The sequence below is a fragment of the Pseudomonas sp. Irchel 3E20 genome (genome assembly GCF_900187645.1).
Classification (GTDB): domain Bacteria; phylum Pseudomonadota; class Gammaproteobacteria; order Pseudomonadales; family Pseudomonadaceae; genus Aquipseudomonas.
The window spans coordinates 252,927-274,530 of record NZ_FYEE01000007.1 but is presented as its reverse complement, the minus strand read 5'-3'; the positions used below and the strand labels follow the sequence as shown (position 1 = coordinate 274,530).

Genomic DNA, 21,604 nt, shown 5'->3' with positions numbered 1-21,604 from the left:
CTTTCAAAGTTTCGCTGGGAAATCTTTAACAACTTCAACCACTTGCGCTGACGATCACTCGTTAGCGGGAGGCGAATTCTACAGCGTTACTCGCTGCTGTCAACACCTCTTTTTCAACTCCTTTCGGGCTTCGATGACCTGAAGCTCCGCGCTGTCGAAACCTGCATAACTCTTTGTTTACCAAGGAGTTTTCCGTTTTGACTGCGCCGGAAGTGGGGCGAATTATAGACAGATATAAATCGCCGTCAACCGTTAATTTCATAAACCTGTCATATCGGTCAAAAAGGCCCTTCCAGAGTCGGCAGGGACCTTTTGCGTCACAGGCTGGGGAAGGCGAATTGCGAGGCCTCGTGGCTAGCGCGTTGTGGCCAGCGTTGGGTGATAGCCTTGCGTCGCGTGTAGAAGCGCACGCCGTCCGGCCCATAGGCGTGCAGGTCGCCGAACAGCGAGCGCTTCCAGCCACCAAAGCTGTGGTAAGCCACGGGCACCGGCAAGGGTACGTTGACGCCCACCATGCCGACTTCGATCTCGTCGCAGAACAACCGCGCCGCTTCCCCGTCCCGGGTAAAGATGCAAGTGCCGTTGCCATACTCATGGTCGTTTATCAGTTGCATGGCGGCTTCAAGGCTGTTGACGCGCACCACACACAGCACGGGGCCAAAGATCTCTTCTTTATAGATGCGCATCTGCGGCGTCACGCGGTCGAACAGGCAGCCGCCGAGGAAGAAGCCTTCTTCATGCCCGGCCACACTGAGGCCACGGCCGTCCACCACCAATTGCGCGCCCGCCGCAACGCCGTCTTCTATATAGCCGCTGACCCGGTCACGGGCCTGGCCGGAGACCAGCGGCCCCATGTCCAGGCCGCAGGAGGTCCCCGCGCCTATCTTCAGGGCTTTGATTTGCGGCACCAACTTGGCCACCAAGGCGTCCGCTACCTGATCGCCGACGCACACCGCCACCGAAATCGCCATGCAGCGTTCGCCGCACGAGCCATAAGCCGCGCCCATCAGGGCGCTGACCGCGTTGTCCAGGTCAGCGTCCGGCATCAACACCGCGTGGTTCTTCGCCCCGCCCAGGGCTTGCACCCGTTTGCCGCGCCGGGTGGCTTCGCTATAGATGTACTCGGCAATCGGCGTCGAACCCACAAAGCTCAGGGCCTTGACCTCTGGCGCTTCGATCAGCGCATCCACCGCACCCTTGTCGCCGTGCACGACATTGAGCACGCCATTGGGCAACCCCGCCTCGTGCAGCAGTTGGGCGATCAACAGGGTGGAACTGGGGTCACGCTCCGAGGGTTTGAGGATGAAGCAGTTGCCGCAGACGATCGCCAGCGGGTACATCCACAACGGCACCATGGCGGGGAAGTTGAACGGGGTGATCCCCGCCACCACGCCCAGAGGCTGGAAGTCGGACCACGCATCGATGTTCGGGCCGACATTGCGGCTGTACTCGCCCTTGAGAATCTCCGGCGCCGAGCACGCGTATTCGACGTTCTCAATGCCGCGCTTAAGCTCGCCAGCCGCGTCCTCCAGGGTCTTGCCATGTTCTTCGCTAATCAATTGGGCAATGCGCCCCTCGTTCTGCTCCAGCAATTGCTTGAAGCGGAACATTACTTGAGCCCGTTTGGCCGCTGGTGTGTTGCGCCAGGCCGGGAACGCAGCCTTGGCCGAGTCGATGGCCGCTTGAATGGTGTCGCGGCCGGCCAGCGGTACTTGATGGATCACCTGGCCGGTGGACGGGTTGTACACGTCTGCGCTGCCGCCGTTGCCGGCCACCAGTTCGCCATTAATTAGATGTGCAATACGGCTCATGCCGGGCTCCTGAGCAAAGGTTCTTATAAAGAGGGTCGGATCAGTCGATCTTGTTCAGTACTTCGCCCACGGCATCGAACAGGCGATCCAGGTCTTGGGGTTTGCTGTTGAACGTCGGCCCGAATTGCAAGGTATCGCCGCCGAAGCGCACGTAAAACCCGGCCTTCCACAACGCCATGCCTGCCTCGAACGGCCGCACGATGGCGTCGCCGTCGCGCCCGGCAATCTGGATCGCGCCGGCCAGGCCATAGTTGCGGATATCGATGACGTTCTTCGCGCCTTTCAAGCCGTGCAGGGCATTTTCAAAATGCGGCGCGACGTCGGCCACGCTTTGCACCAGGTTTTCCTTTTGCAGCAGGTCCAGCGCCGCCAACCCCGCCGCGCAGGCCACGGGGTGGGCCGAATAGGTGTAGCCGTGGGGGAATTCCACTGCGTACTCCGGCGTCGGCTGGTTCATGTAGGTCTGGTAGATCTCGCTGCTGGCAATCACTGCACCCATGGGGATGGCGCCGTTGGTGACTTGTTTGGCGATGCACATCAGGTCCGGCGTCACGCCAAAGCTGTCGGCGCCGAACATCGCGCCGGTACGGCCAAACCCGGTGATGACTTCGTCGAACACCAGCAGGATGTTGTGTTGGTCGCAGATCTCGCGCAGGCGTTGCAGGTAGCCCTGGGGCGGCACCAACACGCCGGCGGAACCGGCCATCGGCTCGACGAACACTGCCGCGATGTTGGACGCATCGTGCAGCTCAATGAGTTTGAGCAGTTCATCCGCCAGGGCAATACCGCCCTGCTGCGGCATGCCGCGCGAATAGGCGTTGCTCGCCAGCAGGGTGTGGGGCAAGTGATCGACGTCCATCATGGCCTGGCCGAACAGTTTTCGGTTGCCATTGACCCCGCCCAGGCTGGTGCCGGCGATGTTGACGCCGTGATAGCCCCGGGCGCGGCCGATCATTTTGGTCTTGGTGGCTTGCCCCTTGAGGCGCCAGTAGCCGCGCACCATTTTCACTGCGGTGTCCGCGCACTCGGAACCGGAGTCAGTGAAGAACACGTGGTTGAGGTTGCCGGGGGTCAGTTCGGTGATTTTCTCCGCCAGTTGGAATGACAGCGGATGGCCATATTGGAAACCCGGTGAGTAGTCCAGAGTGCCCAGTTGCTTGGCTACCGCTTCTTGGATTTCCTTCCGGGTGTGCCCCGCGCCGCAGGTCCACAGGCCCGACAGCGAGTCATACACCCGGCGGCCCTTGTCATCGATCAGATAGCTGCCCTCAGCCGCCACGATCAAACGCGGGTCGCGCTGGAAATTGCGGTTGGCGGTGTAGGGCATCCAATGGGCGTCGAGCTTGAGTTGGCTGGCCAGGGATGTGGTCGCGTTTTCGGGCATGTTCATGAGCAGAACCTCAACAGGCGAAAGGCAATGTCGGACAAAAGCGTGATTGCGACTAAGTTGCCACGGCGATAAAGTCGGTGAAATCCAACTTTTCTAACCTTCAGTCAGGCCATGACTAAACTATGAGCACCCGCCGCCCCGATCCACTGGCCCAAGTCAGCGACTTCGACATCCGCCTGCTGCGCATCTTTCGCAGCGTGGTCGAGTGCGGCGGTTTCTCTGCCGCCGAGTCCGTGCTCGGGATTGGCCGCTCGGCCATCAGCCAACAGATGAGCGACCTCGAACAACGCCTCGGCCTGCGCCTATGCCAACGCGGCCGCGCAGGGTTTTCCCTGACAGAGGAAGGCCGTGAGGTGTACCAGTCGGCCCTGCAGCTATTAAGTGCCCTGGAAAGTTTTCGTACCGAGGTCAACGGCCTACACCTACACCTGCGCGGCGAGTTGACCATCGGCCTGACCGACAACCTGGTAACCGTCCCCCACATGCGCATCACCCACGCCCTGGCCCAGCTCAAGGAGCGCGGGCCGAACGTGCAGATCCAGATCCGCATGATCGCCCCCAGCGAGGTGGAACAAGGGGTGCTCGACGGTCGCCTGCATGTCGGCGTGGTGCCCCAGGCCAGCGCGCTCTCGGGGTTGGACTACCAACCCTTGTACAGCGAGCGCTCGCTGCTGTACTGCGCGGTGGGCCACCCACTGTTCTATGTCGATGACCAGCAACTCGAAGACCTGCGCCTCAACAGCCAGGATGCCATCGCCCCGACCTTCCGCCTGCCCGCCGAGATCCAGGCCCATTACCAGGCCCTCAACTGCACCGCCAGCGCCTCGGACCGCGAAGGCATGGCATTTTTGATCCTCACCGGGCGCTACATCGGCTACCTTCCCGACCACTACGCCCAGCTCTGGGTCCAGCAGGGGCGGCTGCGGGCACTCAAACCCGCGTCGCGCTTCTATGACCTGAGCCTGGCCTCGGTCACGCGCAAGGGCCGGCGCCCCCACCTGGTGCTGGAAAGCTTCCTCAAAGCCTTGGCCGCAACGAGCTAAGGCTTTTATGACCGTAAGACTTGTCTGATATGCGCCGGTAAGTTATCTGTGCACAGGTTGCACCCACGGACCTGTTCGGAATTGCCCATGACCCTTGAAGTCCCCGCCCACACCGCCGCGCCCAGCGGCAAACCGGCCAGCCGCATTCGCCAGAAGAATGAAGAGGCGATTCTCAAGGCCGCCGAAGATGAATTCGCCCGCCACGGGTTCAAAGGCACCAGCATGAACACCATCGCGCAAAAGGCCGGGCTGCCCAAGGCGAACCTGCACTACTACTTCACCCACAAATTGGGGCTGTATGTGGCGGTGCTGAGCCACATCATCGAGTTGTGGGACAGCACCTTCAACACCCTCACCGCCGAGGACGACCCGGCCCAGGCGCTGACGCGCTACATCCGCGCCAAAATGGAGTTCTCGCGGCGCCAGCCCCAAGCCTCGCGGGTTTTCGCCATGGAGATCATCAGCGGCGGTGAGTGCCTGAGCGAATATTTCACCCAGGACTACCGCACCTGGTTCACCGGCCGCGCCGCGGTGTTCCAGGCCTGGATCGATGCCGGCAAGATGGACCCGATCGACCCGGTGCACCTGATCTTTCTGCTGTGGGGCAGCACCCAGCACTATGCCGATTTCGCCACGCAGATCTGCCGCGTTACGGGCCGCGCCAAGCTTACCCGCCAGGACATGGACGCCGCCGGCGATAACCTGATCCGCATCATCCTCAAGGGCTGCGGCCTCACGCCCAGCCTATAGAGCCTTGTCCATGCCCTTCACCCTGGCCGGCCTTTGCGAGTACCGCGAAGAGATCCGCAAAAGCCGCTTTATCGCCCTCGCCGCCCCCGTCACCAGCGCCGCCGAGGCCCAGGCCTTTATTGAGCAGCACAGCGACCTGAACGCCTCCCACAACTGCTGGGCGTGGAAAGTCGCCGAGCAGTACCGCAGCAGCGACGACGGCGAGCCCGGTGGCACCGCCGGGCGCCCCATCCTTGCCGCCATTGAGGCGCAGGCCTGCGACCAGGTCGCGGTGCTGGTGATCCGCTGGTACGGCGGCATTCAACTGGGCACCGGCGGCCTCGCCCGGGCCTACGGCGGCAGCGCCAACAAATGCCTGCAAGGCGCCGAACGCATCGCGTTGGTCAGCCGAGTCCCCCTGGCATGCGCCTGTGGCTTCAACGAACTGGCGGTGGTCCGGTTACGGGTCACCGAGCTCGGTGGCCTGGTGCTGGACGAGACTTTCACCGGCAACGGTGTCGAGCTGCAACTGGGCGTGGCCGAGGAACACATCGGCCTGTTGCAGCGCCAACTGGCCGACCTCAGCCGCGGGCGTATCGTGCTCCATCGCTGAGTACGGCCACAGGCCCGCGAGCAGTTGTCCACAGCCGCAACTTGCTCACATCTACTGTGCACCCGGCTGTGGATAACCTGAGCACATTTCCCTGGACGCCTTCTGCAACGGGGCTTTGCGGGGTTTGTACGTTTTTTGTCCATTTACTCCAGATCGAGGTAAATCCCGGCCAAAAACAATCGCTTAGCTCGCTTTTTTCATTGCCTGCGGGCCGCCTGCAACGGCTTCAGTTTGCGCACAATTACTGTGGAGCAAGCTGTGGATAACCCGTGTAACGCTCGCTCAACCGCAGAAACGGCAGCGTTCGCAGGCGATTGATCGTTTTTTGAACAGCGCTCCAGATCTCAAAACAGCGCTTGTTATGCACAAGCGCCTACACCGCGGTGGGAGCGCTGCGCACTCCAGCGCGGGCGAGCCCGCTTGCTACAACGGCCGCGGGTTGGCGCATGGGCCAGAGTTGAGCCACGGCCCAGGCCAGTTCGCAGAACAGGATCAGGCCAATCAGCACGCTGGCACCCTGGCTCAAGGCGTAAACCTGCCAAGTGGCGAAGAGCAATCGCCCCGCCGCATCGTAACGGCCGAACGCCAGTTGCGGATCACGAATGCGCAACACCGACCACACGCACACAATCGAGCCCATCAAGTTAGCCATCAGCATGTGCGCCGGCTCGAAAGGTGGCAGCTCGCCAGGCAGGTCGTAAGCCCGGGCCAGGGCCTGCAAGCTGCCGTGCAGCAGGGTGAAGGTCCAGGGTGTGACGAACATCAGGGTCATCAGCAAGTCGTACCAGCCGCTGGCGCGCACCAGCCGGCGATATTGCGGGGCAGTCCACATCGGTGTTGCTCCATCGATTCAAGGAACACCGAGGCTAAGGCCTGGAGTATGCTCCAAGGTCAAGCCCCTTTGAGACGTCCCATGCGAATCGGCGAATTGGCCCAGGCCTGCGCGGTCAGCCGCGACACCTTGCGCTTCTACGAACAACGCGGCCTGATCGCCGCCCAGCGCAGCGCCAACGGTTACCGCCACTACCCGGCGCAAATGGTGCAACTGGTGCTCTACATCAAGACCGCCCAGCGTCTAGGCTTTAGCCTCGGCGAGATCGGCGCCAGCGTGGCCGGGTTGTGGCAGGCCAGCGATCCCGACAGCGCCGTCACACAACTGCTGCAAGACAAGCTCACCCTGATCGAAACCCGCATGGCCGAGCTCGGCGCGCTGCGTGAAGAGTTGCAGCAACGGCTCAGCCAAAGCTGTCCACTTAAACCCTGATTTAAGGAAGCCACTTATGAACACTGCAAAAACCGCCCTTATCATCGGCGCCTCGCGTGGCCTGGGCCTGGGCCTGGTCAAGCAACTGCTGGGCGACGGCTGGCAGGTCACCGCCACCGTGCGCGACCCGCAAAAAGCCCAGGCGCTGCAAGCCTTGGGCAATGTGCGCATCGAAACCCTGGACATGGACGACCAACACGCCGTCATCGCCCTCAGCCAACGCCTCAAGGAGCAGACCTTCGACCTGCTGTTCGTCAACGCCGGCGTCAAGGGCCCGGACGACCAGCGCCCGGGCCAGGCGAGCCTGGCGCAAGTCGGCCAGTTGTTCTTCACCAACGCGGTGGCGCCGATCAACCTGGCGCAGCGCTTCGTCGGGCAGATCCGCGAAGGCAGCGGCGTGCTGGCGTTCATGAGTTCGGTGCTGGGCAGCGTGACCATTGCCGACGCGCCGGAGATGGCGCTGTACAAGGCCAGCAAAGCGGCGCTGAACTCGATGACCAACAGTTTCGTCGCGCAACTGGACGGGCAGGCGCTGACGGTGCTGTCGATGCACCCTGGCTGGGTGAAAACCGACATGGGCGGCGAAGACGCGCACATCGACGTCGAGACCAGCACCCGCGGCCTCGTCCAGCAGGTCAACGCCTACGCGGGCAAGGGCGGGCATCACTTCATCGACTACCGTGGCGAGACAATTGCCTGGTAACACCCGCGCCAAACCGCCGTTGCCCCCGGCCCGCCGCCGGGGGTAGACTGCGCCCTTCGCCCCCCAAGGCGACCCTGGATCAGCAGACAGGGCATCACTGAGCTGGCAACCCTGAACCCCACTTTCAGAGGAGCCGGCCACCATGCCTGCCATCCGTACCTGGTTAAAAAACCCCCTCGCGATCTACACCGCTAACGCCCTCGATGCCAGCGGCGGCCTCGTCCTGCAGGACGGCGTCATTGTCGAAGTCCTCGGCGCCGGGCAGCAGCCATCGGCACCTTGCGCGCAAGTGTTCGACGCCCGCGAGCATGTGATCCTGCCGGGGCTGATTAACACCCATCACCACTTCTACCAAACCCTCACCCGCGCCTGGGCGCCCGTGGTCAACCAACCGCTGTTCCCCTGGCTCAAGACCCTCTACCCGGTGTGGGCACGCCTAACCCCGGAAAAACTCGCCCTGGCCAGCAAAGTGGCCCTGGCCGAACTGCTGCTCTCAGGCTGCACCACCGCCGCCGACCACCATTACCTGTTCCCCGAAGGCCTGGAAAACGCCATTGATGTGCAGGTGCAAAGCGTGCGCGAACTGGGCATGCGCGCCATGCTCACCCGCGGTTCGATGAGCCTGGGCGAAGCCGATGGTGGCCTGCCGCCACAGCAAACCGTGCAACAGGGCGAAGTGATCCTGGCCGATAGCCAGCGCCTGATCGCCCAGTACCACGAACGCGGTGCCGGGGCGCAGATCCAGATCGCCCTGGCACCCTGCTCGCCGTTTTCGGTGACACCGCAAATCATGGCCGCCAGCGCCGAATTGGCCAACAGCTTGGACGTGCGCCTGCACACCCACCTGGCCGAAACCCTTGATGAAGAGGACTTCTGCCTGCAACGCTTCGGCCTGCGCACCGTCGACTACCTGGACAGCGTCGGCTGGCTCGGCCCGCGCACCTGGCTGGCCCACGGCATTCACTTCAACCCCGATGAAATCGCGCGCCTGGGCGCGGCGGGCACTGGCGTCTGCCATTGCCCCAGCTCCAACATGCGCCTGGCCTCGGGGATCTGCCCGACCCTGGAACTGCAAGCCGCCGGCGCACCCATCGGCCTGGGCGTGGACGGCTCGGCGTCCAACGATGCCTCCAACATGATCCTGGAAACCCGCCAGGCCCTGTACCTGCAACGCCTGCGCTACGGCGCCGAGAAAATCACCCCCGAGTTGGTACTCGGCTGGGCCACCCGTGGCTCGGCGAAACTGCTGGGGCGCAGCGACATCGGTGAATTGGCGGTGGGCAAACAGGCAGACCTGGCGCTGTTCAAACTCGACGAACTGCGCTTCTCCGGCAGCCACGACCCGATCTCGGCACTGCTGCTGTGCGGCGCCGACCGTGCCGACCGGGTGATGGTCGCCGGCCAGTGGCGAGTGATCGACGGCCAGATCGAAGGCCTGGACCTCAAGGGCCTGATCGCCGACCACAGCCAGGCAGCGCGGCGGTTGATTGCGGGCTGACTCCGTAGTGGGGTGAAAAAACAACTGTGGGAACGGGCCCGCCCGCGATGAGGCGGATCCAGGCGATACATTTCTTGCAACTGATAGACCGCCATAGCGGGTAAGCCCGCACCCACACAGCCAACTCCCGCTAAACCCCCAACAACGACAACATGATGAAGGTGGCAAACAGCACGAAGTGGGTCATCCCTTCGATGGCGTTGGTTTCGCCGTCGTTGAGGTTGATCGCGCTGACGACCAGAGTGATGAGCACCATCACCGTTTGCACCGGGGTCATGGCCATTTGAAACGGCTGGCCGGTGTACAGGGCCATGGCCTCCATCACCGGCACCGTGAGGATCACCGTCGACAGCGACGCCCCCAACGCGATGTTGACCACTGACTGCATGCGGTTGGCCAGGGCCGCGCGCAGTGCGGTGAGGATTTCCGGCGCGGCGCTGATGGCTGCCACCAGGATCGCCGTCATCACCGGCGGCGCGCCGCTGCCTTCCAGGCCCAGGTCGAGGGTCTGGGACATCACCTCGGCCAACGCGCCAATCAACACCACCCCCGCCACCAGAATCGCCACGCTCGTGCCCAGGGCCATGGCCGGCGCCTCTTCGGCCTGGGCCTTGGGCCGGCGTTTCTCTGGGTAGCTGTAGCTGAAAAAGTAGCTGTGGGGCCCCACCTGCATACGCAGGAACAACGTATAAAGCACCACCATCGCGCCGATGGTGAAGGCCGAATAGAGCTTCCAGTCCGCCTTGGGAATGAACTCCGGCACCACCATCGACACCCCCATCGCCGTGAGGATCATCACGCTGTAAGTGCGTGCCGAGTCGTCGTTATACGACTGCTCGCCGTGCTTGATACCGCCCATCAACGCGGCGAGGCCGAGGATGCCGTTGATGTCGAGCATCACCGCCGAATAGATGGTGTCGCGCACCAGGGTGGGCGAGGCCTCGTTGCTCATCATGATCGCCAGGATCACCACCTCCACCAGCACCGCCGACAGGGTCAAGATCATGGTGCCGTAGGGGTCGCCGACCTTCTCCGCCAGCAACTCGGCATGGTGGGCCACGCGCATCGAGGCGCAGACGATAAAACCGATCAGCACCAGGCCACCGACCAGCGCCACCCTCTGCCCGCTGTGCAGCAGCCAGTGTTCCAACGCATAGGCGACGGCGGCGGCAAGCAGCGCCAACAGCAGAAAACTTTCTTGCTTGAGCAATGTGAGCATGGCGGGCCTTTTTGGCGGGGCGCGGGAGCCCATGTGACTGCGGCACGCCGCTAACGTTTCGTTACACCTTAGCGCACCAGCAACCGCCGGCCCTCTTGTGCTTTGCCCTTTTCTGGCTTGCCGGCGTAGGAACAGGCTGCACCTTGCCCCAGGCAAAAAACTTCCCTTCTGCAAAGAAGGAAACGGCGCGATTCACCACTCAGTCAGGTTTTGCCGAAAAATCCGACTCGCCCTGTAGAATGCCGCCATTGCACCTGATGAGAACCACACAATGTACGACTGGCTCAACGCCCTGCCCAAGGCCGAACTGCACCTGCACCTGGAGGGTTCGCTGGAGCCCGAGCTGCTGTTCGCCCTGGCCGAACGCAACAAGATCGCCTTGCCGTGGAACGACGTCGATACCTTGCGCAAGGCCTACGCCTTCAACAACCTGCAAGAGTTTCTCGACCTCTACTACCAGGGCGCGGACGTGCTGCGCACCTCCCAGGATTTCTACGACCTGACCTGGGCCTACCTGCTGCGCTGCAAGGCGCAGAACGTGGTGCACACCGAACCGTTCTTCGACCCACAGACCCACACCGACCGCGGTATCCCTTTTGAAGTGGTGCTCAACGGCATCGCCAGCGCCCTCAAAGATGGCGAGCAACAATTGGGCATCACCAGTGGCTTGATCCTCAGCTTCCTGCGCCACCTGAGCGAGGCCGAAGCCGAAAAAACCCTCGACCAGGCGCTGCCGTTTCGCGAAGCCTTTGTCGCTGTGGGGTTGGACAGTTCAGAGATGGGCCACCCGCCCAGCAAGTTCCAACGGGTGTTCGACCGCGCCCGCGGCGAAGGCTTCCTGACCGTCGCCCACGCTGGCGAAGAAGGCCCGCCGGAGTACATCTGGCAAGCCATCGACCTGCTGAAAGTCCAGCGTATCGACCATGGCGTGCGGGCCATCGAAGACGAGCGGCTGATGCAGCGCATCATCGACGAACAGATCCCGCTGACCGTGTGCCCTTTGTCCAACACCAAACTGTGCGTATTCGACCACATGTCTCAGCACAACATCCTGGACATGCTCGAACGCGGGGTGAAGGTGACGGTGAACTCCGATGACCCGGCCTACTTCGGCGGCTACGTCACCGAGAACTTCCACGCCCTGCACACCCACCTGGGCATGACCCAGGACCAGGCCCGACGCCTGGCGCAAAACAGCCTCGATGCACGGCTGGTCAAACCCTGACACGCAGCCCTGACTTACACAGGTTCAAACACCACTGTAGGAGCGCTGCGCACTCCAGCGCGGGCAAGCCCGCGTGCTACAACGAGGCCTCGCTGAGTTCTTCGAGGGTCTTGCCACGGGTTTCCATGCCGAACCGCCAGACCACCAGCGCCGCGATCACGAAACACGCGGTACCCAGGGCAAACACCCCGCCCTGGCCGGTGATGGGGAATACCAGCCCCGTCACCAAGGGCCCAAGCAACGAACCGACGCGGCCAATGGCCGAGGCGAACCCGGAACCCGTGGCCCGCGCCGAGGTGGGGTACAACTCCGGTGTATAGGTGTAGAGCACCGCCCACATGCCGAACAGGAAAAACTGCATCAACAACCCCGAGCCGACCAACAAGCTGATATTGCCGCCAAATACCGCGCTCTGCCCGTAGACAAACGCCATCACCCCGCCACCGAGCAGGGCGACGACGCACACCGGTTTGCGCCCCCAGCGCTCCACCAGCCACGCGGCCATCAAGAAGCCCGGAATTCCGCCCAGGGAAATCACCACGGTGTAATACACCGACTGCGTGACCGCGAACCCCGACTGTTGCAGCAACGCGCTCAGCCAGGAAGTCAGGCCATAGAAGCCCAGCAGGGCGAAGAACCACACGCTCCAGATCATCATCGTGCGTTGCCGGTAAAGCGGCGACCAGAGCTCGGCGAACGCGGAAAAGAACGTCACCGGGCGCAGCGGCTGACGTGGCAGGCGTACCGGCTGTGGCAATTGCTGGCAGTTGAGCGAGGCGCGTACCCGTTCCTCGATGCCGCACAGAACCCTGTCGGCTTCCTCGTGATGTCCGGCCTGCTCCAGCCAGCGCGGCGACTCGGGGATAAAAAAGCGAATCGCCAGGACGAATACCGCTGGCACCGCCAGCACCAGAAAAATGTCGCGCCAGCCAATCACCGGCAACAGGAAGTACGACAGCACCCCCGCCGCGACGAAACCGATAGGCCAGAAGCCGTCCATCAAGGCGATGTAGCGCCCGCGCCGCTGGGCCGGGATCAACTCCGAGAGCATCGACTGGGCAATCGGGAACTCCATGCCCATGCCAATCCCCAGGAGGATGCGAAACAGCGTCAGGGTCTCCACCGTTTGCGCGGTGGAGCACAGGTAACTGGCCACGCCCCACAACACGATGCTCCACTGGAACACCGGTTTGCGCCCGAAACGGTCGGCCAACATGCCCGACAGCGAAGCGCCCAGGACCATGCCGAAAAAGCTCGCACTGACCAGCAACCCCGCTTGCGCGGTGCTCAAGCCGAACTCGGCTTTGATCGAGCCGAGCAGGAACGTCATCATCGCCAGGTCCATGGAGTCGAAAAAAAACGCCAGGGCGATGATGATGAAAATCAGCCGGTGGTAGCCACTGATGGGCAACCGCTCCAGGCGTTCAGCGGCGCTGTATCCGTCAATTCCCATGCACCCGTCTCCCATACCGAAAATGGTCGGACCGAGTGTGCGTGATCGTTGGGTGCGGCAACGGCTGGATGCGACTTGCCTACACTCATGAGCGACGCATGAAAAACCAGGTTACACAGAGATCATCGCGGGTGAATCAGGTGGCCATTTCCAGGCTCTGCGCCCGGGCGAGCCGGTTGATTTCCCGCTCCCCCAAGGGTGACAGCTGTAAAGCCCGTGACTCGTTCGGCACCGTCACCCAACCCGACTGGATGAACAGTTGCAGCAACCCGGCGCCCAGCGCCCCACCCAGGTGCGGGCGGCGCTCGCTCCAGTCCGGGCAGGAGCAAGCAACTTGCCCTGGACGCTGGGCCAGGGCCTGGATGAAAATTCCGCGCGTCGCCAACTGGGTCGCGCCTTTGCTGGTCACGACGATACGCTGGGGCAGTTGCTCGATCCAACCGGCGTCCAGCAGGCGCTGGTACAGGTCGGCCGCCAGTTCGCCGCCCAGGTGATCCTGGCAGATGCGTGCCTTGAGCAAGGAAGAGGCCGGCCCCTGGTTTTTCGCAGCGCCAATGCTGCGTTTGAAGATCGCCGGCAAGGTGCGCGGCGCGCTGACGGCCGAGGCGCTGGCCAGGGCTTCGACAGCGACACCGATTTCGGGAGCGGCAAGGCGGAAAAAGCGCTTGCGGCCACGCTCCTCCACCCGCAGCAGGCCACCGGCGGACAACCGCGCCAAGTGGGCACTGGCCGAGGAAGGGGACAGGCCGGCCAGCAACGCCAATTCTTCGGATTGGCGGGCGGTTCCGTCCATCAAGGCCCACATCATTGCACTACGCTTGGGGTCCGCCAGTAAGGTGGCAATTTGGCTGATGCAAGGTGCGTATTCCATTTATTCACTCCCTGTTGAATCGTTCGTCTACTACGCGCAGACATATTGACCAGTAATACAGCACTGGCCAAGACGTGAAAACCGCCATAAACCGGCCGTATTCACAAACTAAGGCGATCAACTTCTTCGAAATAACCGAATAGGCTCAACTTCGAACGTTAGCTATTCAACCGAATTAAACACGGACTCTGCGGTTCGAAGTTAAAGGCGGATAAATAGGCGGGCGCCAGTATAAACGTGAAACACGGCGGTTCCCGCTCGGTGAAAACCAAGGCATGCGATAGTTACTGACAGAATTTTCTTTATTTACACGTCGCTATTCATCACTTTCAAGTAAGCCTTGCAACTGTGCGGACAACTTCTCACACCGCAGCCTGAGCATTTCACGCAGCAAGTTCACTGGCTTACTTAACTGTGCGCGATGTGCGCACAACAAATTCAGCGGTGCACGCTCGCCCTGCAACTCGGGCAGCAGGACGCGCAAACGCCCGGCCTGCACGTCCGCGGCCACATCCAGCCAGGATTTGTACGCCACACCGGCACCGGCCACCGCCCACCGGCGCACCACGTCGGCATCATCACTGAAGCGGTCGCCGCTGACTGTCAGACTCACCTCCCGTTTGCCATCGTGAAAATGCCAATGGTCGTGAACCCTGCTACCGAGCATGAACAACAGGCAATTGTGCTGCGCTAACTGTTCCAACTGACGAAGCTCGCCATGCCGCGCCAGGTAAGCGGGCGCGGCGCACAGCACGCGGCGGTTGTCGGCGGCGATGGGCAGGGCCACCAGGCTTGAGTCTTCCGGCGCGCCATAGCGCAAAGCCACATCCACCGGTTGGCGGAACAGGTCGGCAATGCGGTCGCCCAGCAGCAGGCGCACGGTGAGTAGTGGGTGTTCACGCTGGAACTCATCGAGCCAGGGCACCAGCAGGTTGCGGCCAAAATCCGACGGGGCGGACAACTGCAACACGCCGCTGACCTGATCCTGCCCACGCGCCAACAGGCGCCGTCCCTCCTCCAGGCTGCCCAGCGCCGCCCGGGCGTACGCCAAAAAGCCTTCGCCCTCGGCGGTCAGGCGCAGGCTGCGGGTGGAGCGGGCCAGTAGCCGCGCGCCCAGTTGCTGCTCGATGCGCTTGAGGGCGGCACTGGCCACCGCCGGCGACAGGTCCATGGCCCGCGCCGCCGCCGACAGGCTGCCAAGGTCGGCGGCACGTACAAACAACTGCAAATCATCAAATCGCAACATCGGCTCGCCCGCGCATTATCAATAAAACATTGAAAGAGACTGCTGTTGTAGCGGGTTTTATCTTCAATAGAAATAGCCAATCATTCGCCCCAGCCCTGCACTCACTCCCCCTTCTCTGGAGCCACCATGAAAGCCATCGCCTATTACCACTCGTTGCCCATCACTGACCCCAACGCCCTGCAAGACATCGAACTGCCCGCCCCCGTGGCCGGCCCGCGGGACCTGTTGGTGGAGGTCAAGGCCGTTTCCGTCAACCCGGTGGACACCAAGGTGCGCCAGAACGTCCAACCCGAGGGCGGCGCCGCCAAAGTGCTGGGCTGGGACGTCGCCGGGGTGGTCAGCGCCGTGGGCAGCGAAGTGACCCTGTTCAAGGCTGGCGACCGGGTGTATTACGCCGGCTCCATCGCCCGCGCCGGCGGCAACAGTGAATTGCACGTGGTGGACGAGCGCATCGTCGGCCACATGCCTAAAAGCCTGGGTTTTGCCGAAGCCGCCGCCCTGCCCCTGACCGCCATCACCGCGTGGGAGCTGTTGTTCGAGCGCCTGCAAATTGCCGAGGGGCCCGCCGACCTGGGACAAAGCCTGCTGATCGTCGGCGCCGCCGGGGGCGTGGGTTCGATCCTGACCCAATTGGCCAGCCAACTGACCGGGCTAAAAGTCATCGGCACCGCCTCCCGCGTACAAACCCGCGAGTGGGTCACGGCCCTGGGCGCCGACCTGGTGATCGACCACAGCCTGCCGCTGAGCCAAGCCCTCAAAGACGCAGGCCAGGCCCAGGTGACCCACGTCGCCAGCCTGACCCAAACCGACCAGCACCTGGACCAATTGGTCGAGGCCCTCGCGCCCCAGGGCAAACTGGCGCTGATCGACGACCCCAAGGCGCTGGACGTGACCAAGCTCAAGCGCAAAAGCCTGTCGCTGCATTGGGAGTTCATGTACACCCGCTCGCTGTTCGAGACCGCCGACATGCTCGAACAACACAAACTGCTCAACCGGGTGGCCCAACTGATCGACGCCGGCACCCTGAAAACCACGGTGGGCGAGCACTTCGGCACCATCAACGCGGGCAACCTGCGCCGCGCCCATGAGTTGCTGGAAAGCGGCACCGCCCGGGGCAAGATCGTGCTCGAAGGTTTCTAAAGCGCGAGGGTGGGAAACGTCCGCCGCTACCCTCGGAGGCGGACGACACCGTCAGTCAGAGACTTGACGTCGGTCATCTTCACGCCCGTATTCGGGTCTACACTCGAGGCCTTTGCAACGTTGTCTTTTAGTTGAGGAGGTCAGCCATGAAGATCCTGATAAAAGAACTGGCAAAAACCCGCACCCCGCAATGGCAAGTGCGCATCGACCAGCATGCGGTGACGTTTCGCAGCGAAGCCGAAGCCCGCGCCTTTGTCGCTACCCTGCAAGCGCGCCTGAGCGCCCCCCACCGCATCCCCGACCTTCAACAGCGCGCCGGCTAAGCGCAAACCGCTAGAGTGCTGCCTGGGCCAACGCCCGGGCGTTCTGCGCGCGGCGGGTCAGCAACGCGACACCGACCGCCAGCGCCCCGCACAGGCTGATGACCATGGCCATCGGCATGGCACTGCCGTCGTGCAACACACCCACCAGGTACGCCGCGCCGGCCGCCACACAAAACTGCAGGCAACCGAGCATCGCCGAAGCGCTGCCCGCCCGTGCGCCCTGCCCGGCCATGGCGCAGGCCGAGGCATTGGGAATGATGCAGCCCAGGCTGGCGATACAAATGAACAGCGGCACCAGCAACGGCCACAACGCCTGGGTATGCAGGCTGGCGATACCCATTAGGGTCAGGCCGGAGGCCAGGTACACCCACACCGCCCGCGTGAGCAAAAACGCCGGCCCGCGCTGGGACAACAGCCGCGCATTGACCTGCGCCACCAGGATGAACCCCGCCGCATTGCTGCCGAACAGCCAGCCGTAATGCTCGGCGGGCACGCCGTAGAGCTTGATGAAGACGAACGGCGAACCGGCGATGTAGGCAAACATCCCGGCAATCGAGATACCGCCCGTCAGGGCGTGGCCGAGGAACACCCGGTCCGACAACAACCGCCCGTACTGGCGCAACGCCCCGGACAACGGCTGACGCGGCATGCCCGCGGGCAGGCTTTCCGGCAGGCCCACGGCCACCGCCACGGCGCACAGGGCACTGAACAGGGTCAACACGAGGAAAATCGACTGCCAGCCATGCAGGTTCACCAGCAGCCCGCCAAGCATCGGCGCGAGGATCGGCGCCAACCCCATCACCAGCATCAACTGCGAGAAGACCTTGGCCGAGGCCACGGCGTCGCATTTATCGCTGACCACCGCCCGGGCAATCACCATCCCCGCGCAACCGCCCAGGGCCTGGACGAAACGCGCGGCAATCAGCCATTCCAGGCTCGGCGCAAAGGCGCACGCCAGGGAGGCCAGAGTAAACAGGCTCACACCCACCAGCAGCGGCACCCGCCGCCCAAAGCGGTCGGCCACCGGCCCGTAGGCCAACTGGCCGATGGACAGGCCCAGAAAGTACACGGCCAACGTCAGTTGGATGTGTTTTTCGTCGGTGCCCAGCGCCAGGGCCATGGCCGGGAACGCGGGCAGATAGAAATCGATGGCCAAAGGGCCGAAAGCGCTCAGGGCGCCGAGGATCAGAATGGTGCGCAGATTCATCAGACATCCAGGTTGAGCAGAGTCGGCAGCCCGACAGTCTAGCCGCGCCTGGATGTCTTGAACATTCCGATAGGTCGCTAACTAATAAATAGCCTCAGGAAGCGAGTTTGGCCGGGTAGCCTTCGGCACTGATGAGGCTGATGACTTCATCGGCGGACAAGCGGCTCTCTACACCCACCTCCTTGGCCGCCAAATTGACATTGACGCTGGCCGCCGGGTCTTTAGCCTGGATCGCCTGGGTCACCGACTTGACGCAGTGACCGCACGACATACCTTGAACGTTGAATACTTGCATGACGCTTCTCCATTGCTTGAGGGTTGCCGGCAGTCTTGACCTTGCCACCATGGCAAGGTCAAGTTCTGCGATTCACTGCCGGGCTGGCAATCGTCGCGCCGCAGGGGCAAGCTGCCATCTGAATGACACCACGCAGGAGATTTCCCCATGGGCTGGCCCGCCGTAAGCCTACTCAGCATCCTTAGCCTGGTGGCCGCCGTCCCGGCCGCCACCGCCGCGCCACCGGACTACGGCGTGCTGATAATTTCCCGCGAGCGTCTGGAAGTGGCCACCTCGTGCGAGATCGGCATCTACCTCCAAGACCAACTCGCCGCCCGGCTCTTCCAGGAACAGAGCACCTCGTTCAACCTGCCGCCGGGCAACGTCTCCCTGCGCCTGAAACTGCTCCCTGGCCAAGCCCCGGGCTGCAATGCCGGGCTGCTCGCGCCGGGTTCGCAAGACATCCGCCTCAAGGCCGGCGACGTGGTGAAGTACCGCATCGCCATGAGCGAAAGCGGCATGTACCTCAAACCGGCAGAACTGGGTTACTGAGTTTCATCGGGGGGGGAGTGGGCTGGCCCGCGGTGGCGGTGTGTCAGGCCACACGGCTGTTGAATGGGCCGGCCTCATCGCGGGCAGGCTCGCTCCCACCTTTTTATCTGCCACTTATAGATGCCAGATCCCTCCCACATTTATTGCCCCTTGACCTTCCCCGCATGGCAAGGTTGATCCTGTAGGCCATTTCTACAGGGAGTAGCACCCATGTCCGAATCTATTACCTTCGATCTGCCGATTGCCGGCATGACCTGCGCCAGTTGCGCGGGGCGTGTCGAGCGGGCGTTGAGCAAGGTGCCCGGCGCCAGTGCCGTGAGTGTCAACTTGGCCACCGAACAAGCCCGCGTCCAAGCGCCGGGCGACAGCCTGCCGGCCCTGCTCGAAGCCGTGCAGCAGGCCGGCTACAGCGTGCCCAGCCAAAGCGTGGAACTGAACATCGGCGGCATGACCTGCGCCTCCTGCGCCGGCCGTGTCGAGCGGGCGCTGGGCAAGGTCGCGGGGGTGAGCAGCGTCAGCGTCAACCTGGCCAACGAGCGTGCCCATGTGCAATTGCTCGGCCACGTCGAGCCTGGCGTGCTGATCGACGCCGTGACCCGCGCCGGTTACACCGCCAGCCTCTGGCAGGCCGACCAACCACCCGCCAACGACCAGGAACAACGCCTGCGCCGCGAGCGCTGGGCGGTGATTATCGCCGTGCTCCTGGCGCTGCCGCTGGTGCTGCCAATGGTGGTGCAACCCTTCGGTCTGCACTGGATGCTCCCGGCGTGGGCGCAATTCGCCCTGGCCACCCCGGTGCAATTCATCCTCGGCGCGCGTTTTTACGTCGCCGCGTTCAAAGCCGTGCGCGCCGGTGCCGGCAACATGGACCTGCTGGTGGCCCTGGGCACCAGCGCCGGGTATGGCCTGAGTATTTACGAATGGGCCGTGGCCCCCGCCGGGCACATGCCGCACCTGTACTTTGAAGCCTCCGCCGTGGTGATCGCCCTGATCCTGGTGGGCAAATACCTGGAAAGCCGCGCCAAACGCCAGACCGCCAGCGCCATCCGCGCCCTCGAAGCCTTGCGCCCGGAGCGGGCGATCCAGGTGATCGACGGCCGCGAGCAGGACGTGGCCATCAGCGCCCTGCGCCTGGATGACCTGGTGCTGGTCAAGCCCGGCGAGCGCTTCCCCGTGGACGGTGAAGTGGTCGAAGGCCAAAGCCACGCCGACGAAGCCCTTATCAGCGGCGAAAGCCTGCCCGTGCCCAAGCAACCGGGCGACAAAGTCACCGGCGGCGCCATCAATGGCGAAGGCCGCTTGCTGGTGCGCACCCAGGCCCTGGGCGCCGAAACCGTGCTGGCACGGATCATTCGCCTGGTCGAAGACGCCCAGGCCGGCAAGGCACCCATCCAGAAACTGGTGGATAAAGTCAGCCAGGTGTTCGTCCCCGTGGTGCTGCTGATCGCCCTCGCCACCCTGATTGGCTGGTGGTGGTACGGCGCGCCGCTGGAAGTGGCAGTGATTAACGCCGTCGCCGTGTTGGTGATCGCCTGCCCGTGTGCCCTGGGCCTGGCCACGCCCACCGCGATCATGGCCGGTACCGGCGTGGCCGCGCACCACGGCATCCTGATTAAAGACGCCGAAGCCCTGGAGCGGGCCCACGAAGTCAGCGCCGTGGTCTTCGACAAAACCGGCACCCTGACCTCCGGCAAACCGCAGATCGCCCACCTGCAAGCCCTGGACGGTGATGAAAACACCCTGCTGCAACTGGCCGGCGCCCTGCAACGCGGCAGCGAACACCCCTTGGCCAAAGCCGTGCTCGACGCCTGTGACGAACGTCAATTGCCGGTGGCCGATGTCAGCGCCAGCCAATCCCTGACCGGGCGCGGCATCGCCGGCACCCTCGATGGCCGCCAATTGGCCCTGGGCAACCGCCGCATGCTGGTGGAAAGCGGCCTGGACCAAGGCGCGCTCAACGCCCTGGCGCAAGACTGGGAAACCGAAGGCCGCACCCTGTCCTGGCTGATCGAACAGAGCCCGCAACCCCGTGTACTGGGCCTGTTCGCCTTTGGCGACACCCTCAAGCCCGGCGCCCTGCTGGCCGTGCGCGAACTGACCGCACAAGGCATCAGCAGTCATTTGCTTACCGGTGACAACCGTGGCAGCGCCAAAGTGGTGGCCGAGGCCCTGGGCATCCGCGACGTGCACGCCGAAGTGCTGCCCGCCGACAAAGCCGCCACCGTGGCGCACCTGAAAAAAACCGGCGTCGTGGCGATGGTCGGCGACGGTATCAACGACGCCCCGGCGCTGGCGGCGGCCGATATCGGCATCGCCATGGGCGGCGGCACGGACGTGGCCATGCAAGCGGCCGGCATCACCCTGATGCGCGGCGACCCACGCCTGGTACCCGCGGCCCTGGAAATCAGCCGCAAGACCTACGCGAAAATCCGCCAGAACCTGTTCTGGGCCTTCATCTATAACCTGGTGGGCATTCCGCTGGCCGCGTTTGGCCTGCTCAACCCGGTACTGGCCGGCGCGGCGATGGCGCTGTCGAGCGTCAGCGTGGTGAGCAACGCCCTGCTGCTCAAAACCTGGAAACCCAAAGACCTGGAGAAAGCAGAATGAACATCGGCCAAGCAGCCCGCCAAAGCGGTCTGAGCGCCAAAATGATTCGCTACTACGAGTCCATCGGCCTGCTCAAACCCGCACAGCGCAGCGACAGCGGCTATCGCCTGTACAGCAGCGACGACCTGCACTCGTTGGCGTTTATCAAGCGCTCGCGGGATCTGGGGTTTTCCCTGGAAGAAGTCGGCAAGTTGCTGACCCTGTGGCAGGACCGGCAACGGGCCAGCGCCGACGTGAAGGCGCTCGCGCGCCAGCATATTCTGGAGCTGGAGCTGAAAATCCGCGAACTGGGGCAATTGCGCGACACCTTGCAGGACCTGGTGGAGCACTGCCAGGGCGACGACCGCCCCGACTGCCCGATCCTCAAGGAACTGGCCAGCGGCCCCTGCTGCGCCTGACTGGCAGACCAAAATCACCCTGTAGAGGCCGGTCTGTG

The 21,604-nt window shown here is 63.4% G+C and carries 21 protein-coding genes; 12 read left to right on the top strand and 9 right to left on the bottom strand.

Annotated elements, in window-relative coordinates; all coding sequences use genetic code 11:
• Positions 1-317: 317 nt before the first annotated feature.
• Both CKW13_RS15575 and CKW13_RS15570 read right to left on the bottom strand, forming a co-directional pair.
• Positions 318-1,811 (bottom strand): CoA-acylating methylmalonate-semialdehyde dehydrogenase, encoded by a 1,494-nt coding sequence (locus tag CKW13_RS15575; protein ID WP_095109513.1) that lies wholly within the window; start codon positions 1,809-1,811, stop codon positions 318-320.
• A 40-nt stretch (positions 1,812-1,851) separates the two neighbouring features.
• Entirely contained in the window at positions 1,852-3,201 is a 1,350-nt protein-coding gene (locus CKW13_RS15570; protein ID WP_095109512.1) for an aspartate aminotransferase family protein, read from the bottom strand.
• A 122-nt stretch (positions 3,202-3,323) separates the two neighbouring features.
• Here CKW13_RS15570 and CKW13_RS15565 point away from each other — a divergent pair, with 122 nt between their 5' ends.
• From CKW13_RS15565 to CKW13_RS15555, 3 genes are all read left to right on the top strand, one after another.
• Positions 3,324-4,244 carry a LysR family transcriptional regulator gene (locus CKW13_RS15565; RefSeq protein WP_095109511.1) on the top strand — a complete coding sequence of 307 codons (921 nt, stop codon included), beginning with the start codon at positions 3,324-3,326 and terminating at the stop codon, positions 4,242-4,244.
• 87 nt (positions 4,245-4,331) lie between these two features.
• Positions 4,332-4,994: a TetR/AcrR family transcriptional regulator gene (locus CKW13_RS15560; protein WP_095109510.1), complete on the top strand. Its 663-nt coding sequence runs from the start codon at positions 4,332-4,334 to the stop codon at positions 4,992-4,994.
• Between the two features lie 10 nt (positions 4,995-5,004).
• Positions 5,005-5,586, top strand: coding sequence for a YigZ family protein (locus CKW13_RS15555; protein WP_095109509.1), 582 nt, complete (start codon positions 5,005-5,007; stop codon positions 5,584-5,586).
• Between the two features lie 373 nt (positions 5,587-5,959).
• On the opposite strand, the gene CKW13_RS15550 is transcribed toward CKW13_RS15555, so the two are convergent.
• Positions 5,960-6,418, bottom strand: coding sequence for a hypothetical protein (locus CKW13_RS15550; RefSeq protein ID WP_095109508.1), 459 nt, complete (start codon positions 6,416-6,418; stop codon positions 5,960-5,962).
• Between the two features lie 81 nt (positions 6,419-6,499).
• On the opposite strand from CKW13_RS15550, the gene CKW13_RS15545 reads away from it, so the two are divergent.
• The 3 genes from CKW13_RS15545 to CKW13_RS15535 all read left to right on the top strand — a co-directional run bounded on the left by CKW13_RS15545 (position 6,500) and on the right by CKW13_RS15535 (position 9,051).
• The gene (locus tag CKW13_RS15545; RefSeq protein ID WP_095109507.1) at positions 6,500-6,850 is read left to right on the top strand and encodes a MerR family transcriptional regulator; all 351 of its coding nucleotides are present in this window, start codon (positions 6,500-6,502) and stop codon (positions 6,848-6,850) included.
• 16 nt (positions 6,851-6,866) lie between these two features.
• On the top strand, positions 6,867-7,553 hold the full coding sequence (locus tag CKW13_RS15540) for an SDR family oxidoreductase (protein WP_095109506.1): 687 nt from the start codon (positions 6,867-6,869) through the stop codon (positions 7,551-7,553).
• A 142-nt stretch (positions 7,554-7,695) separates the two neighbouring features.
• Positions 7,696-9,051, top strand: coding sequence for an 8-oxoguanine deaminase (locus tag CKW13_RS15535; protein ID WP_095109505.1), 1,356 nt, complete (start codon positions 7,696-7,698; stop codon positions 9,049-9,051).
• Between the two features lie 130 nt (positions 9,052-9,181).
• Here the strand turns inward: CKW13_RS15535 and CKW13_RS15530 are convergent, their stop codons facing one another.
• Positions 9,182-10,270 (bottom strand): calcium:proton antiporter, encoded by a 1,089-nt coding sequence (locus CKW13_RS15530; RefSeq protein WP_095109504.1) that lies wholly within the window; start codon positions 10,268-10,270, stop codon positions 9,182-9,184.
• Between the two features lie 271 nt (positions 10,271-10,541).
• On the opposite strand from CKW13_RS15530, the gene CKW13_RS15525 reads away from it, so the two are divergent.
• Positions 10,542-11,495 (top strand): adenosine deaminase, encoded by a 954-nt coding sequence (locus CKW13_RS15525; protein ID WP_095109503.1) that lies wholly within the window; start codon positions 10,542-10,544, stop codon positions 11,493-11,495.
• Positions 11,496-11,571: 76 nt separating this feature from the next.
• Here the strand turns inward: CKW13_RS15525 and CKW13_RS15520 are convergent, their stop codons facing one another.
• The 3 genes from CKW13_RS15520 to CKW13_RS15510 form a co-directional block, all read right to left on the bottom strand.
• The gene (locus tag CKW13_RS15520) at positions 11,572-12,948 is read right to left on the bottom strand and encodes an MFS transporter (RefSeq protein WP_095109502.1); all 1,377 of its coding nucleotides are present in this window, start codon (positions 12,946-12,948) and stop codon (positions 11,572-11,574) included.
• 136 nt (positions 12,949-13,084) lie between these two features.
• The gene (locus CKW13_RS15515; protein WP_095109501.1) at positions 13,085-13,819 is read right to left on the bottom strand and encodes a helix-turn-helix transcriptional regulator; all 735 of its coding nucleotides are present in this window, start codon (positions 13,817-13,819) and stop codon (positions 13,085-13,087) included.
• A 316-nt stretch (positions 13,820-14,135) separates the two neighbouring features.
• A complete protein-coding gene (locus CKW13_RS15510; RefSeq protein ID WP_095109500.1) occupies positions 14,136-15,065 on the bottom strand; it encodes a LysR family transcriptional regulator in 930 nt (309 codons plus the stop codon).
• Between the two features lie 126 nt (positions 15,066-15,191).
• Here CKW13_RS15510 and CKW13_RS15505 point away from each other — a divergent pair, with 126 nt between their 5' ends.
• Both CKW13_RS15505 and CKW13_RS24455 read left to right on the top strand, forming a co-directional pair.
• Entirely contained in the window at positions 15,192-16,205 is a 1,014-nt protein-coding gene (locus CKW13_RS15505) for a zinc-binding alcohol dehydrogenase family protein (RefSeq protein WP_095109499.1), read from the top strand.
• A gap of 146 nt (positions 16,206-16,351) precedes the next feature.
• Positions 16,352-16,528 carry a hypothetical protein gene (locus CKW13_RS24455; RefSeq protein WP_176465112.1) on the top strand — a complete coding sequence of 59 codons (177 nt, stop codon included), beginning with the start codon at positions 16,352-16,354 and terminating at the stop codon, positions 16,526-16,528.
• Between the two features lie 10 nt (positions 16,529-16,538).
• Here the strand turns inward: CKW13_RS24455 and CKW13_RS15500 are convergent, their stop codons facing one another.
• Together CKW13_RS15500 and CKW13_RS15495 are read right to left on the bottom strand one after the other, a co-directional pair.
• On the bottom strand, positions 16,539-17,735 hold the full coding sequence (locus tag CKW13_RS15500; protein ID WP_095109498.1) for a multidrug effflux MFS transporter: 1,197 nt from the start codon (positions 17,733-17,735) through the stop codon (positions 16,539-16,541).
• A gap of 94 nt (positions 17,736-17,829) precedes the next feature.
• Positions 17,830-18,030, bottom strand: coding sequence for a heavy-metal-associated domain-containing protein (locus CKW13_RS15495; protein WP_095109497.1), 201 nt, complete (start codon positions 18,028-18,030; stop codon positions 17,830-17,832).
• A 147-nt stretch (positions 18,031-18,177) separates the two neighbouring features.
• On the opposite strand from CKW13_RS15495, the gene CKW13_RS15490 reads away from it, so the two are divergent.
• From CKW13_RS15490 to cueR, 3 genes are all read left to right on the top strand, one after another.
• Positions 18,178-18,561, top strand: a complete 384-nt coding sequence (locus tag CKW13_RS15490; protein WP_095109496.1) for a hypothetical protein — start codon at positions 18,178-18,180, stop codon at positions 18,559-18,561.
• A 210-nt stretch (positions 18,562-18,771) separates the two neighbouring features.
• Positions 18,772-21,168, top strand: coding sequence for a heavy metal translocating P-type ATPase (locus CKW13_RS15485; RefSeq protein ID WP_095109495.1), 2,397 nt, complete (start codon positions 18,772-18,774; stop codon positions 21,166-21,168).
• Positions 21,165-21,566, top strand: coding sequence for a Cu(I)-responsive transcriptional regulator (gene cueR, locus CKW13_RS15480; protein WP_095109494.1), 402 nt, complete (start codon positions 21,165-21,167; stop codon positions 21,564-21,566). Before CKW13_RS15485 ends, cueR begins: the two co-directional genes overlap by 4 nt.
• The last annotated feature ends 38 nt before the right edge of the window (positions 21,567-21,604 follow it).

Bases quoted from the DNA above. Each gene is read 5' to 3' on its own strand.
- CKW13_RS15530 (WP_095109504.1), bottom strand. From the start codon at position 10,270: ATGCTCACATTGCTCAAGCAAGAAAGTTTTCTGCTGTTGGCGCTGCTT.
- CKW13_RS15535 (WP_095109505.1), top strand. From the start codon at position 7,696: ATGCCTGCCATCCGTACCTGGTTAAAAAACCCCCTCGCGATCTACACC.
- CKW13_RS15575 (WP_095109513.1), bottom strand. From the start codon at position 1,811: ATGAGCCGTATTGCACATCTAATTAATGGCGAACTGGTGGCCGGCAAC.
- CKW13_RS15525 (WP_095109503.1), top strand. From the start codon at position 10,542: ATGTACGACTGGCTCAACGCCCTGCCCAAGGCCGAACTGCACCTGCAC.
- CKW13_RS15565 (WP_095109511.1), top strand. From the start codon at position 3,324: ATGAGCACCCGCCGCCCCGATCCACTGGCCCAAGTCAGCGACTTCGAC.
- CKW13_RS15545 (WP_095109507.1), top strand. From the start codon at position 6,500: ATGCGAATCGGCGAATTGGCCCAGGCCTGCGCGGTCAGCCGCGACACC.
- CKW13_RS15550 (WP_095109508.1), bottom strand. From the start codon at position 6,418: ATGTGGACTGCCCCGCAATATCGCCGGCTGGTGCGCGCCAGCGGCTGG.
- CKW13_RS15515 (WP_095109501.1), bottom strand. From the start codon at position 13,819: ATGGAATACGCACCTTGCATCAGCCAAATTGCCACCTTACTGGCGGAC.
- CKW13_RS15485 (WP_095109495.1), top strand. From the start codon at position 18,772: ATGTCCGAATCTATTACCTTCGATCTGCCGATTGCCGGCATGACCTGC.
- CKW13_RS15560 (WP_095109510.1), top strand. From the start codon at position 4,332: ATGACCCTTGAAGTCCCCGCCCACACCGCCGCGCCCAGCGGCAAACCG.
- CKW13_RS15520 (WP_095109502.1), bottom strand. From the start codon at position 12,948: ATGGGAATTGACGGATACAGCGCCGCTGAACGCCTGGAGCGGTTGCCC.
- CKW13_RS15500 (WP_095109498.1), bottom strand. From the start codon at position 17,735: ATGAATCTGCGCACCATTCTGATCCTCGGCGCCCTGAGCGCTTTCGGC.
- CKW13_RS15505 (WP_095109499.1), top strand. From the start codon at position 15,192: ATGAAAGCCATCGCCTATTACCACTCGTTGCCCATCACTGACCCCAAC.
- CKW13_RS15490 (WP_095109496.1), top strand. From the start codon at position 18,178: ATGGGCTGGCCCGCCGTAAGCCTACTCAGCATCCTTAGCCTGGTGGCC.
- CKW13_RS15570 (WP_095109512.1), bottom strand. From the start codon at position 3,201: ATGAACATGCCCGAAAACGCGACCACATCCCTGGCCAGCCAACTCAAG.
- cueR (WP_095109494.1), top strand. From the start codon at position 21,165: ATGAACATCGGCCAAGCAGCCCGCCAAAGCGGTCTGAGCGCCAAAATG.
- CKW13_RS15555 (WP_095109509.1), top strand. From the start codon at position 5,005: ATGCCCTTCACCCTGGCCGGCCTTTGCGAGTACCGCGAAGAGATCCGC.
- CKW13_RS15540 (WP_095109506.1), top strand. From the start codon at position 6,867: ATGAACACTGCAAAAACCGCCCTTATCATCGGCGCCTCGCGTGGCCTG.
- CKW13_RS24455 (WP_176465112.1), top strand. From the start codon at position 16,352: ATGAAGATCCTGATAAAAGAACTGGCAAAAACCCGCACCCCGCAATGG.
- CKW13_RS15495 (WP_095109497.1), bottom strand. From the start codon at position 18,030: ATGCAAGTATTCAACGTTCAAGGTATGTCGTGCGGTCACTGCGTCAAG.
- CKW13_RS15510 (WP_095109500.1), bottom strand. From the start codon at position 15,065: ATGTTGCGATTTGATGATTTGCAGTTGTTTGTACGTGCCGCCGACCTT.